The 12,063-nt window shown below is 63.2% G+C and carries 12 protein-coding genes; 7 read left to right on the top strand and 5 right to left on the bottom strand.

Translation table 11 applies throughout. The features are described from left to right. Window positions 1–1,392, top strand: a 1,392-nt coding sequence (locus J7G73_RS03645) for a lipopolysaccharide biosynthesis protein (RefSeq protein WP_291245270.1), incomplete at its 5' end; no start/stop codon positions are given. Between the two features lie 84 nt (window positions 1,393–1,476). Here J7G73_RS03645 and J7G73_RS03650 read toward each other — a convergent pair. Beyond that, window positions 1,477–2,307 carry a glycosyltransferase family 8 protein gene (locus J7G73_RS03650; protein WP_291245271.1) on the bottom strand — a complete coding sequence of 277 codons (831 nt, stop codon included), beginning with the start codon at window positions 2,305–2,307 and terminating at the stop codon, window positions 1,477–1,479. 229 nt (window positions 2,308–2,536) lie between these two features. Between J7G73_RS03650 and J7G73_RS03655 the strand changes: the two genes are divergently transcribed. Next, a complete protein-coding gene (locus J7G73_RS03655) occupies window positions 2,537–3,763 on the top strand; it encodes a glycosyltransferase family 2 protein (protein WP_291245272.1) in 1,227 nt (408 codons plus the stop codon). A 59-nt stretch (window positions 3,764–3,822) separates the two neighbouring features. Here the strand turns inward: J7G73_RS03655 and J7G73_RS03660 are convergent, their stop codons facing one another. Beyond that, window positions 3,823–4,638, bottom strand: a complete 816-nt coding sequence (locus tag J7G73_RS03660; RefSeq protein ID WP_087293182.1) for a putative ABC transporter permease — start codon at window positions 4,636–4,638, stop codon at window positions 3,823–3,825. A gap of 147 nt (window positions 4,639–4,785) precedes the next feature. Between J7G73_RS03660 and J7G73_RS03665 the strand changes: the two genes are divergently transcribed. From J7G73_RS03665 to J7G73_RS03675, 3 genes are read left to right on the top strand one after another with little or no spacing between them, the layout of a single operon-like run. Next, window positions 4,786–6,057 carry a DNA polymerase IV gene (locus tag J7G73_RS03665; protein ID WP_087293180.1) on the top strand — a complete coding sequence of 424 codons (1,272 nt, stop codon included), beginning with the start codon at window positions 4,786–4,788 and terminating at the stop codon, window positions 6,055–6,057. Between the two features lie 47 nt (window positions 6,058–6,104). Further along, on the top strand, window positions 6,105–6,755 hold the full coding sequence (locus tag J7G73_RS03670; protein WP_291245273.1) for an HAD family phosphatase: 651 nt from the start codon (window positions 6,105–6,107) through the stop codon (window positions 6,753–6,755). Window positions 6,756–6,798: 43 nt separating this feature from the next. Then, the gene (locus tag J7G73_RS03675) at window positions 6,799–7,080 is read left to right on the top strand and encodes a Dabb family protein (RefSeq protein WP_087293176.1); all 282 of its coding nucleotides are present in this window, start codon (window positions 6,799–6,801) and stop codon (window positions 7,078–7,080) included. A 73-nt stretch (window positions 7,081–7,153) separates the two neighbouring features. Here the strand turns inward: J7G73_RS03675 and trmB are convergent, their stop codons facing one another. Beyond that, entirely contained in the window at window positions 7,154–7,912 is a 759-nt protein-coding gene (gene trmB, locus J7G73_RS03680; RefSeq protein ID WP_087293174.1) for a tRNA (guanosine(46)-N7)-methyltransferase TrmB, read from the bottom strand. A gap of 43 nt (window positions 7,913–7,955) precedes the next feature. Next, window positions 7,956–9,125 (bottom strand): alanyl-tRNA editing protein, encoded by a 1,170-nt coding sequence (locus J7G73_RS03685; protein WP_291245274.1) that lies wholly within the window; start codon window positions 9,123–9,125, stop codon window positions 7,956–7,958. A 209-nt stretch (window positions 9,126–9,334) separates the two neighbouring features. Between J7G73_RS03685 and malQ the strand changes: the two genes are divergently transcribed. Together malQ and J7G73_RS03695 are read left to right on the top strand one after the other, a co-directional pair. Next, entirely contained in the window at window positions 9,335–10,918 is a 1,584-nt protein-coding gene (gene malQ, locus J7G73_RS03690; RefSeq protein WP_291245275.1) for a 4-alpha-glucanotransferase, read from the top strand. Between the two features lie 77 nt (window positions 10,919–10,995). Continuing rightward, window positions 10,996–11,457 carry a hypothetical protein gene (locus J7G73_RS03695; RefSeq protein WP_087293168.1) on the top strand — a complete coding sequence of 154 codons (462 nt, stop codon included), beginning with the start codon at window positions 10,996–10,998 and terminating at the stop codon, window positions 11,455–11,457. 100 nt (window positions 11,458–11,557) lie between these two features. Here the strand turns inward: J7G73_RS03695 and J7G73_RS03700 are convergent, their stop codons facing one another. Further along, window positions 11,558–11,779 carry a hypothetical protein gene (locus J7G73_RS03700; protein ID WP_291245276.1) on the bottom strand — a complete coding sequence of 74 codons (222 nt, stop codon included), beginning with the start codon at window positions 11,777–11,779 and terminating at the stop codon, window positions 11,558–11,560. Window positions 11,780–12,063 lie beyond the last annotated feature (284 nt).

Here is a 12,063-nt window from a genome sequence, read left to right on the forward strand (position 1 = left end):
ATGCTGTTCGCCATCAGCAACTTTTCCTCCAAACTGCTCAGCATCATCTTGCAGCCATACATCACCTTCGCCATGGGCGAGGTGGACGAGGTGGGCATCACCAAGCTGGTCCAGCAGATCGGTTCGCTGCTGATCCCGCTGGTGAGCATGGGTGTGAGCTTCGCCATCATCCGCTTCGGCCTGGAAAAGGCCAACAGCAAAAGTCAGGTGTTCACAAATGGCCTGGTGACCATCGGCATGGGCTTTGCCCTGATGCTCATCTGTTACCCGGTGCTGCGGCTGATCCCGCTGTTCAGCGATTATGCACTGCTTTTGTATGTGCATGTGCTGGTGAGCTGCCTGCGCACCCTGTGCACCCAGTTTGTGCGCAGCCGCCAGCTGAACCGGCTGGTGGCGGTGGACGGCGTGTTGTGCAGCGCCACCAACCTGGGCTTTATGATCCTGTTTTTGTCCGGCATGAAGATGGGAGCCTCCGGGTACATCCTGGCCATCATCTGCAGCGACGCGCTGAGCGCTTTGTTCGTGTTCCTGGTGGCGAACCTGCGCCGCTACCTGCATGTGAAGAGCTTCAACAGGGAGCTGTGGGGCCGGATGATGCGCTACGCGCTGCCCATGGTCCCGGCGCAGATCAGCTTCTGGATCATCAACGCCAGCGATCTGTTCTTTGTGCAGGCCATGTGCGAGGGCTACCAGGGCCAGACCGGCGAATACTGGACCGGCCTTTTGGGCGTGGGCTATTTTCTGCCCACCATCCTCACGGTGCTGGGCACCATCTTCTATGAGGCCTGGCAGCTGTCCGCCGTGACCGAGGAAAAGGGCCGCGCCGCCTTCTTCAGCCGGGTGTTCGCCATCTATCAGGCGCTGCTCTTCTGCTGCTGTAGCGGCATCATTCTACTTTGCCGCCCGCTGATGTTCATGTTCAAATCCAACTTCTACGATGCCTGGCAGTTTGTGCCCATGCTCACCCTGGCCACCCTGTTCAACTGCTTCAACCAGTTTTTGAACAGCATCTACATGGTGGAAAAGCGCAGCACCCTGTCGCTGTATACCATGCTGGCGGGCGCCATTGCCAACGCCGGGCTGAACTGGGTGCTGATCCCGCTGATGGGCCCCAACGGCGCCACCCTGGCCAGCCTCATCAGCTATTTCATCGTGTTTGTGCTGCGGGCCATCAACACCCGCGGCCTGATGCAGATGAGCTTTGCGCCGCTGCGCCTGACCATCAACTGCGTGCTGATCGGTGTGGAGACGGTGTTCATGCTGCAGGAGACGCCGGGCTGGCCGGTCTGGTGCACCCTGCTCACCGCGGTGATCTGCCTGTTCAATCTGCAGGGCATCCTGGGCATGCTGCGTCAGCTGCTGCACCGCCGTGCTCCCCGCAAGCAGGCCTGAGCCGTTTGATTGGATTGAAACAAAAATCGCCCCCGGGCATTGTGCGGAACGCACAGCCCGGGGGCGGTTTGCTTTTGTCTGGAATTATTCCGGCAGCGCCAGCGCGGTCAGGCGCATGTAGTGCTTGTACAGGGGGCCGAAGCGGCGGTGATAGCCCGGCTTCCAGGGCTTTGCCTTGCCGCAGAAGTGCAGCACGGCGGTGTGGGTGAACACCCAGTCCATGTCGCAGTCGCCGCCGCTGCGCAGGTAGTAGTTGTTATAGTTGCGGGCGTCGTAGTTCCACACCGCGTCATCCAGCGCCAGCACCCGCTCGCCGTAGAGCATGTTCAGAAGGTCCTGGTCCGGGAATAGCAGCTCCCGGGCGTGCTTTCTGGTGAAGGCGAAGAGGGCGGTCGGGTCGATGAAGCGCCGCGCCGCGTCCAGGTCCATGAGCAGCACGCCGGAATTGAAGTAGCCGTGGTTGGTGCCGAGCCTTACCTGATTCACGCTGTTGGCCAGCTCGGTCTTGCCAGTGTGGGCCGCCGCCGCTAACATCCGCCCCTCCAGGTCCAGCTCCCACAACGGGCGCAGCGGGTTGATGACCAGAATGTCCGGGTCCAGGTAGATCACCCGGTGCAGCTCCGCAGGCAGCAGCTGACCGGCCAGCAGCCGGTAGTACATCTCCTGGGGGTACTGGCGGGTGAGAGGCGCGTCCTTAAACAGCTCCTCGCCCGCGGTGAGCGGATGCAGCGAAAAGCCCAGCAGGCCGCAGCGACGCTCCAGCCGGGCCAGATGGGCGGGGGTGAGCGAGCGATGGATCAGCCAGACCGACACGGTCTCCCCCGGATTGGAGGCGTGCAGAGAGGTGAGCATCACCTCCAGCTGGGGCAGGTAATGCTCGTTCAGGGTCACCAGAATGGAAATGGAAGATGACAAGATAACACCTCATTCTACCGCCGGAAAACCCCCGGCGGAGGATCGGACACAATTGCGTCCCTTTTTGTTATGGTACCACGTTCCGGGGCGGAATATATGAAGTTTCTGCAAAGAAACCAAAATTATGCCCCGGCGGTGAAGAATCCGGCAGTAAACCCTCGTTGCATGGGCATGAGCGGGCGGAATATACCCCCCACGCACACCCTTGCCAAACAGGGAGGTCGATACCATGGCAGAGTTGTTTTTTTCGATCAGCCGTTTCTGGCTTTTGCTGATGGGCATCTGCTGCGCCTACCAGCTGGGCTACACGTTATTGAGCCTTATCAGAACGCCCCGCTGGAAGCCGGGGCCCTGCACCAACCAATACGCGGTGCTCATCTGCGCCCGCAACGAGGCCGCAGTGCTGCCGAACCTGCTGGAAAGCCTGCGCGCCCAGGACTACCCCGGCGTGCTGGATCTGTATGTGGCGGCGGACAACTGCACCGACGACACCGCCCACCTGGCCCGCAAGGCCGGGGCCACCGTGTTCGAGCGGCATGACCGGAGCCGGGTAGGCAAGGGCTACGCGCTGGATTTCCTTTTGCACCGCATCTGGGCCGAGGGCAAGCGGTACGACGGTTACATCCTCTTTGACGCGGACAACCTGGCCCGGCCGGATTTTGTGCGCCGGCTGGACGGGGTGTTCTCCACCGGCTGCCCGGTGGTGGCGGGCTACCGGAACACCAAGAACTATTGGGGCTGGGTGGCCGCGGGCCAGGGCCTGTGCTTCATCCGGGAGGTGCGCTTTCTGAACGCGCCCCGCACCCTGCTGGGCTTCAGCGGCAACGTGACCGGCACCGGCTTTCTGGTGAGCGAGGAGATTCTGCGGGATGCGGGCGGCTGGCCCTGGCACTGCCTGTGCGAGGACCTGGAGTTCTCCACCGTGCAGATGATCGCCGGGCGGCGCATTGCCTACTGCCCCCAGGCGGAATACTTTGACGAGCAGCCCGCGAGCCTTCGCCAGAGCGTGCGCCAGCGGCTGCGCTGGTGCAAGGGCTTTTTGCAGGTGATGGCAAAACGGGGCCCGGCCATGGGCCGGGCGGCGCTGCGGGGCAGCTGGTCCTGCGCCGACCTGCTCATCAGCCGCATCGCCCCGGTGCTGTTCAACCTGCTGGCCCTGGGCTTTGCCGCCGCGGGGGCGGTGGTCTCCGGCGGGGCGCTGGTAACGCTGGCCGCGCTGGGCCGAATCCTTGTCTGTGGCTATCTTTCCATGATGGCCATGGCGGCGCTGACCACCTGTACCGAGTGGAAACGCATCCAGGCCCCCGCCGCCCAGAAGCTGGCGGGCATCTTCACCTTTCCGTTTTATATGGCTACCTATTTGCCCATTGCCCTGGCTGCCTGCGTGCGGAAGGTGGAATGGACTCCGGTGGCCCACACCCGGGCCGTGACCCTGAATCAGCTGGACGCGGGCTGAACCGCAAAACAAAACGCCCTTGCTGTGAAAAGCAGCAAGGGCGTTTGTTTGCAGATCAATCAGCGGTGCAGCCGCTGGTGCAGGGTCTCCTTCAGCTCGGCCAGCAGCTCGCTGTGGCGCAGGTCCTTCATGGCGGGGAAGGCCTTCATCAGACGGGCCGCGCCGAAGAGCCGGGTGTCCAGAATGCGGGCCTGCAGAAAGTCCCGCCGGGCCTCCAGTTCGGCCAGCTTCTGGGGCAGAGCCTGACGGCCCTCCTCCAGCTTTTCGTCCGCCGCAAGGGCCGCGTCGCCCAGGTTGCGGCTGATGGCATCGCTGCCCTTGCGCAGGGCGGCCACCACCTTTTCCAGCTCGCCCAGGTCACGCTCCAGGCCGATCAGGGTGCGCAGGGTTACCGCCACGTCGGCTACGAAGACCGCCAGCCACAGCACCAGCAGCGCAAGGCCCACCGGCCGGGGCATCCATTCCACAAAGCGGTTCACCGGCGGATGCAGCACCTTCACCGCGAACATGCCCACCAGACCCCAGGCCAGACTGAATTTCAGGCAGATGTAGCCGCCCAGGTTGAATTTCCGTTTGGAATAATCCCACCAGGTGGTGTGGAACAGGGTTTTCAGCGCCCAGCCGGTCACCAGCTCCAGCGCGCTGGTGAGCAGGGCGCTGCCCGCAAACAGGGCCAGCGGCCGGTGAGCCAGCGGCTCCAGCGCCGTAAGTACGATCACCATGCCAAAGCCGTAGATGGGGCAGACCGGTCCGTTCAGAAAGCCCCGGTTCACCCATTTGCCGGTGCGCACGGTGCAGAATACCACCTCCAGGCACCAGCCCAGAAAGGCGTAGATCAAAAAGTACCAAAGAATCGCGTACAGGGAATGTTCCATTCAGATACCACCTCTCGTAAAGCGGCGCCGCGGGATGCACGGGTACAGAATTACAAAGCGCCACCCTAACATTATAGCATCCTACTGCCTTCGCGTGATATAATCAGAAAAGAAAAATGAAAAATTTGCAAAAAGGGGGGCTGCCGGGTGGACCGCTGGATCTTTCATTGTGACTGCAACAGCTTTTATGCCAGTGTGGAGCTGCTGCGCCACCCGGACCTGCGGGACAAATGCGTGGCCGTCTGCGGTGACCCGGAGGGCCGACACGGCATTGTGCTGGCCAAGAACGAGCCCGCCAAGCGGATGGGCGTGAAGACCGCCGAGGTCATCTGGCAGGCAAAGCGCAAATGCCCGGACCTGATTCTCCTGCCGCCCCATCGGGAATATTACCGTAAGTACTCGAAAATCATCAATGAAATATACCGTAAGTATACAGACCGGGTGGAGCCCTTCGGCATCGACGAGAGCTGGCTGGACGTGACCGGCACCTGGCAGCTGTTTGCCGAAAGCCCGGCAGCGCTGGCGGACCAGCTGCGGGCCGAGGTGAAGGCGGCCACCGGGCTGACCATCTCGGTGGGGGTGAGCTTCAACAAGGTGTTCGCAAAGCTGGGCAGCGACTACAAAAAGCCGGATGCCACCACCCTCATTACCCGGGAAAATTTCCACCAGATCGTCTGGCCGCTGCCGGCGGGGGACCTTTTGTATGTGGGCGCTTCGGCCCAGCGGCGGCTGGCCGGCATGGGCATTTCCACCATCGGCGAGCTGGCGGCGGCCCGGCCCGAGGCTCTGGCCGAAGCTCTGGGCAAGCTGGGGCTGGAGCTGAGCCGCTACGCCCGGGGTGAGGACGAGGCCCCGGTGCGCCGCTGGGGCGAGAAGGAGCCCATCAAGAGCGTGGGCAACGGCTCCACCTTCCGGCGCAACATCAAGGGCCCGGCGGAGATCCGCTCGGCGCTGAACGTGCTGGCGGACGAGGTGGCCGGGCGGCTGCGGCGGCACGGGGTCTGGGCCGGGGCGGTGCAGGTGACCATCCGGGACCCGGACCTGAAAACCATCACCCGGCAGAAGCAGCTGCCCATGAGCACCCATCTGGCCCGGGACCTGGCAAACGCCTGCTGGGAGCTGATGGAGAAAAACTGGGACATGGCCCGCCCGGTGCGGATGCTCACCGTCACTGCGCTGGCCATTACCGAGGAGCCCTTCGCGGTGCAGCAGAGTCTGTTCGACGACGCGCCCAAAACCGACCCTAAGCGGGAAAAGCTGGAAAAAAGCCTGGATGCCATCCGCAAAAAGTACGGCCGGGGAGCCATTGGGGCAGGGAGCATCCTGCACAACGACATGGGCCTGGGGGAATTGACCATCCGCCCGCAGGAGGACGAGGGCGAGGAAGAGTTCGACGAAAAGGTGAAGGGCCCGCTGTGAGCATAACACAAACAGGGGAAAGAGCCTGACGAAACGGGGAGAAAGCTATGATCGAAGCGGTATTGTTTGATATGGACGGTTTGATGTTCGACACCGAGCGGATGTACCAGAAGGCCTGGCTGCTGGCCGGGCAGCAGATGGGGGTGCCCATGAAGCCGGAAATCGTGGACCGGCTGCGGGGCCGCAACCGGCAGGGCTGTGCCCAGGTGTGCCGAGAGGTGTTTGGCGAGGATTTTGACTTTGACGCCATGCGCACCGTCTGCCGGTCCATCATGGCCCGATGGATCGAGGAGGACGGTCTGCCGGTGAAGCCGGGGCTGTATGAGCTGTTGGCCGAGCTGGAGCGGCGGGGCATCCCGGCGGTGCTGGCCACCAGCACCACACGGGACAGCGCCTGGGGCCACCTGCAGCGGGCGAGGGTGGACCGGTATTTTCTGGGCGCGGTCTGCGGCGATGAGGTGACCCGCTCAAAGCCCCACCCGGAGGTGTTTTTGAAGGCGGCGGCGCTGGCGGGCAAGGACCCGAAAAACTGCCTGGTTCTGGAGGACAGCCCTGCCGGGGTGCGGGCAGGCGCGGCGGCGGGCTGCTTCACCGTGATGGTGCCGGACCTGACCGGCCCGGACGCGGAGCTGGAGGCCCTGGCCGGAGCGATTCTGAAGGACCTGACCCGGGTCATCCCCCTGCTGGACCGGGCTTGAAGCTGTTTGATTCATATTTCAATACAAAAAGGAGAGAATAAAAATGATTAAACATATTGTATTGTGGGAGCTGGCGGACAAGGACCAGGCGGACGCCAATGCCGCCAAAATGAAGGAGCAGCTGGAGGCCCTGGTGGGCCAGGCCCCCGGTCTTGTGAGCGCCCAGGTGGGCCGTGGCTTCGTGGGCTGCGACGTGGCCCTGATCGCCGAGCTGGAGAGCCGCGAGGCGCTGGAGGCCTACCAAAACTTCGAGCCCCATGTGGCCATCAAGAACTGGATCGGCACCATTGCCAAGAGCCGCACCGTCTGCGACTTTGAGTGCTGAACAATACGCAAAAACCGCCCTTTTCCGAACAATGGAAAAGGGCGGTTTTATATTATTTATTAAAGGAAAGAACTTACTGAATGCCCTTTTCGGCGCGGATGGCAGCGCTTTCCTCCTTGTCCCGCTGGTTGCGGGCGGCGATGGCCGCGGCCAGCTCGTCGCGGGTCATGGGCTTCTTCACTGCGATCAGCGCCTTGGTGGGGATGCCCTGCTCGGTGAACATGGCCTCGTGCTCGGTGCGGATGTTCCACTCCGGCTCCTCGGCGTGCAGATCGAAGGTCTTCCACACGATCTCGTAGCCCGCCTCGGGGAAGTAAGCGAGGCTGTCCCGGAAGAGGTCGTCGTCATCGGTCTTGAAGTAAATTTCGCCGTTTTCCTCCAGAATGGTCCGGTAGAGGGCCAGCTGGCGGGTGTGGGTGAGCCGGTGCTTTTTGTGGGCCAGCTTCTTGTTCCAGGGGTTGCAGAAGTTGATGTAGATGCGCTGCACCGTGTCCCGCTCGTTGAAGGCGTTCAGGATGCGCTCGATGTCCAGGCTCATGATCATCACGTTGTCCGGAGTCATGCCCTTTTCCGCGTAGATGCGCTCGATGTTCCGCTTAGCCAGGATCAGCACCTTATCGGTGATGTCGATGCCCAGATAGTTGATGTCCGGGTGGGCGCTGGCCAGCCGGGCCAGAAAGCCGCCCTTGCCGCAGCCCAGCTCCAGGTGCACCGGCTGCTGGGGCCGGGCAAAGACGCTGTGCCAGCGGCCCTTGTTCTCCAGAGGGGCGTGGGCGTGGTAGTCGCAGGCCAGCAGCTCCGGCCGGGCGTAGGGTTTGAATCGCATTCTCATGTTTTATGGTTCTCCTTCACAAGTGTTTGTCTGAAAAAGTCGTTCAGGACTGGGCGGTCTCGAGCAGAAAGGCTCGTACCGCGTCGAACTCGCCGGTCAGGCTGCCCTGTACAAAGCCGGGCTTGCCGCCCCCCCGGCCCGCGAAGGCCTGGTTCAGCTGCTTGCACAGCCCACGCAGGTCCGCCCCCGGCGCGGTGCAGGCCAGCGCATAGGCAAGGGTGCCGTTTTCGGTGGGGCTGAAGGCCGCGCAAAGGCCGGTGGTGCGCTCGCTCAGCGCCGCGCAGAGCCGCCGCAGGCCGTCCGGGTTCAGGTTGGGCCGCAGCAGAATGGCGGATTCACCGGGCTGCACGCCCTCGGCCAGAACCGCGAACAGCTCGTTCTCCGCCTGCACTGCCCGGTAGCGGGCGGCCTCCAGCTCGCCGCTCTGGCGCTGCACCGCCTCGGCCAACTGGCCCGCCTTGGCGGACAGGGTGGACCGGATGGCGGCAGCCTCCGCCCGCTGGGCCTCAAAGTACCGCAGCGCCCGCACGCCGCACACCACAAACAGCCGCACGCCGCTCTTATAGTTCTGCCAGTCGATGATCTTCACCATGCCCACCTGGCCGGTGCGCTCCACGTGGGTGCCGCAGCAGGCGCAGCAGTCCGCCCCGGGCACCGTCACGATGCGCACCGGGCCCTCCAGCTCCTTTTTGCTCCGGTAGGTCAGGTCGGCCAGCGCCTCTTTTGAGTGCCACACCGCCTCCACCGGCACGTTCTGCCAGATCACCCGGTTGGCCCGGGCCTCGGCCTCGGCCAGCCCTTCGTCCGAGATGGGAACGCTGGTGTCCATGGTCAGGTAGTCCTGCCCGATGTGAAAGCCCACGTTTTCAGCCCCGAACATGGCGTGCAGCGTGCCGGACAGAATGTGCTCACCGGTGTGCTGCTGGCTCATCTCCAGCCGGCGGTCAAGGTCAACGTTACCAGTGACCGTCTCGCCCTCTGCCAGCGGGGCGGAAAGACGGTGGATCACCTGGCCGCCCTTTTCGTGTACGTCCAGCACATCCGCGCCGCCCAGGGTGCCCCGGTCGGTGGGCTGGCCGCCCCCCTCCGGGTAAAAGGCGGTGCGGTCCAGGGTCACGGCCCAGGCTTCGCCCTCCGGGGTGCAGCTGAGCACCCGGGCGGTAAATTCGCCCACCGGCGGCTGAATATAATAAAGCGCTTCGGTCTGCGTCATAAAAAAGCTCCTTTGTGCAAAAAAGCCCGCGGCGCGCGGGCAGGGTATCCGCTGAGTGCATCTATTATAGCACAAAAGAGCCATACTTTGCGCGCACCGATGCCATTTTGCCGCCGTTTATGCTATAATAAGAACAATTCTATAAAAAGGCTCCGGCGCGCCGTGAGGGGGAAGCCCCGGGGCCACACAGCGAAAAAGGAGCGGTTGTTATGCGGGAATGCGGCGTTTTAATGCCTGTGTCCAGCCTGCCGGGGCCTTACGGCATCGGCAGCTTCGGCAAACAGGCCTATGCCTTTGTGGACTTTCTGGCCCAGGCGGGCCAGCAGATCTGGCAGATCTTGCCCCTTTCGCCCACCGGCTACGGTGACAGCCCCTATCAGAGCTGCTCGGCCTTTGCCATCAATCCCTATTTCATCGACCTGGACACCCTGCGGGATGAGGGCCTTCTGGAAAAGGAAGAGTACGGCACCATCGACTGGGGCGAAAGCAGTGAGGCGGTGGATTACGGCGCTCTGTACGAGGGGCGCTTTGCGGTGCTGCGGCGGGCCTATGAGCGCTTTCAGGCCTGGCTGCCGGACGATTACTACACCTTCTGCTTCTGGAACGAGGACTGGCTGGAGGACTACGCCCTCTACATGACCGCCAAGGGCCTGAAGAAGATGAAGGCCTATCCGGAATGGCCCGCGCCGCTGCGCACCCGCCAGCCCCAGGCGCTGGAGCAGCTGCGCAAGGAAAACGCAGAAGAACTGGGTTTCTGGCGCTTTTTGCAGTACCAGGGCTACCGCCAGTGGATAGCGCTGAAGACCTACGCCAACGATAAGGGCGTGCAGATTCTGGGCGACATTCCCATCTATGTGGCGGCGGACTCCGCCGATGCCTGGGCCGGCGGCAAGCTGTTCCAGGTGGATGAGGAGGGCAAGCTCACCCGGGTGGCGGGCTGCCCGCCGGACTACTTCTCCGAGGACGGCCAGCTCTGGGGCAACCCGCTCTACGACTGGCCCCAGCACAAGGCCAGCGGCTACGCCTGGTGGATTCGCCGGGTGGAGCACGCCCTCACCATGTACGACCGGCTGCGCATCGACCACTTCCGCGCCTTCGATACCTATTACGCCATCCCCGCCGGGCGGGAGAACGCCCGGGTGGGCGACTGGGAATACGGCCCCGGCATGGATCTGTTCCGGGCGCTGGAGGCAAAACTGGGCAAGCTGCCCATCGTGGCCGAGGACCTGGGCGATCTGTTCGAGAGCGTGCGGGTGCTGCTGAAGGAGAGCGGCTACCCGGGCATGAAGGTGATGCAGTTCGCCTTCGGCGGCACGGCGGAGAACGAGTACCTGCCCCATAACCACATCCACAACTGCGTGGTCTACCCCGGCACCCACGACAACACCACCCTGCGGGACTGGCTGAAAAACGGCGATCCCAAGGAGCTGGCCCAGGCCAAGAATTATCTGGGCCTGAACGCCATGGAGGGCTCGGTGCGGGGTTTTTTGCGGGGCGTGCTGTCCAGCTGCGCCGATCTGGCGGTGATTCCCATGGCCGACTGGCTGGAGCTGGGGGCCGAGGGCCGCATCAACACCCCCGGCACCGGTATGGGCAACTGGACCTGGCGCGCCAAAGAGGACGCCTTTGCCCCCGCGCTGGCCCAGCGCATCCGGCGCACCTGCGCCCGTTACGGCCGCTGCGCGCCGCTGCCCGAGCCGGAGCAGGCCCGGCCGGTGGTCCCGGTGCAAAAGCCCGCCCAAAAGGCGGAGGAACCGGCGGAAAAGACCGCCTCCAAGACCGCAAAGGAATAAACAAAACCCCCTTTGGGAACACTGGCTTTAGTCGGGGCAAGCTTGCCTCGCCAGCCAGTTTCAAAGGGGGCTTTTTTATGAGTGAACGAAGAAACGACCAGAACCACGGCGACAACGACAATCAGGCCGTGCTCAACGAGATCGTGCGCAACACCGAGATGGGAAAAAACAGCCTGGACCAGCTGATCGATGTGACCGACGATACGCACCTGAAGGCCAGTCTGCTGGCCCAGCAGAAGGAGTACCGCCGCATCAACCAGCAGGCCCACGCGGCCATGGCCGCACTGGGCGAGCAGAGCCACGGCCAGAGCCCGGCGGTGAAGCTGATGTCCAAAATGGGCATCTGGACCGAGACCCTCACCGACCGCTCCACCCGCAACCTGGCGGATATGGTCATCCAGGGGGCCAACCAGGGCGTGATGGACTGCGAGAAGGCCCGCAAGGACCACCCGGCGGCCAGCACCGGCGCGCTGGGGCTGCTGAATGAGCTGCAGCAGTTCGAGGAGCGCACCGCCCGCCAGATGCGGGACTTTTTGTAAATCAAAGCAAAAAAGAGGGCAGGAGCCGCTCCGTTTGACGGAGACCGTCTTCTGCCCTTTTGGAATGGATGCGCGCGCCCGGGCGGGCGCAGAAAAACGGTTACAAGGCGTCCAGCACCACGTCCAGCAGCTGGGCCGGGTCCAGGGCGCCTTCGGTGCAGCGGTCCGCAAGAGCCGCTGCAAAGGAAGAGTCGGTGGAAACATCGGGAACAAAAGCCAACTGCTCGCCGCCGGGCAGAGCCACCGCCTCGATGCCATAGCTCACATAGCGGCCCAGCTCGGGTGCTTCAAGCTCTTGTCGAACGATCTGATAACGGATCAAGCACAACGCCCTCCTCCGCAGCAGCCGGTTTCCGGCGGGCGGCCCGCCGGGTTGCGTAACTTCCTTTCATTGAATAAATTCCCCCTTTTCATGCAGCATAACGCAGAGGGGGGCAAATGTCGACGAACTGTTTGTTCGGGTTTTTGCCGTTTGGGCCGCAAGCGGCCGAAAGCCGGGTGTGCAGCGGCAAAAAGAGGGACGAAAAAAGGCCGAGCCGCGGAGTTTTCCACGACCCGGCGCTGAATTTGTTGAAAACTTTTCCGCGCTCAAAACGCTGAAAAGCC

It is taken from the genome of Allofournierella sp., from assembly GCF_017889395.1.
Lineage (GTDB): Bacteria > Bacillota > Clostridia > Oscillospirales > Ruminococcaceae > Allofournierella.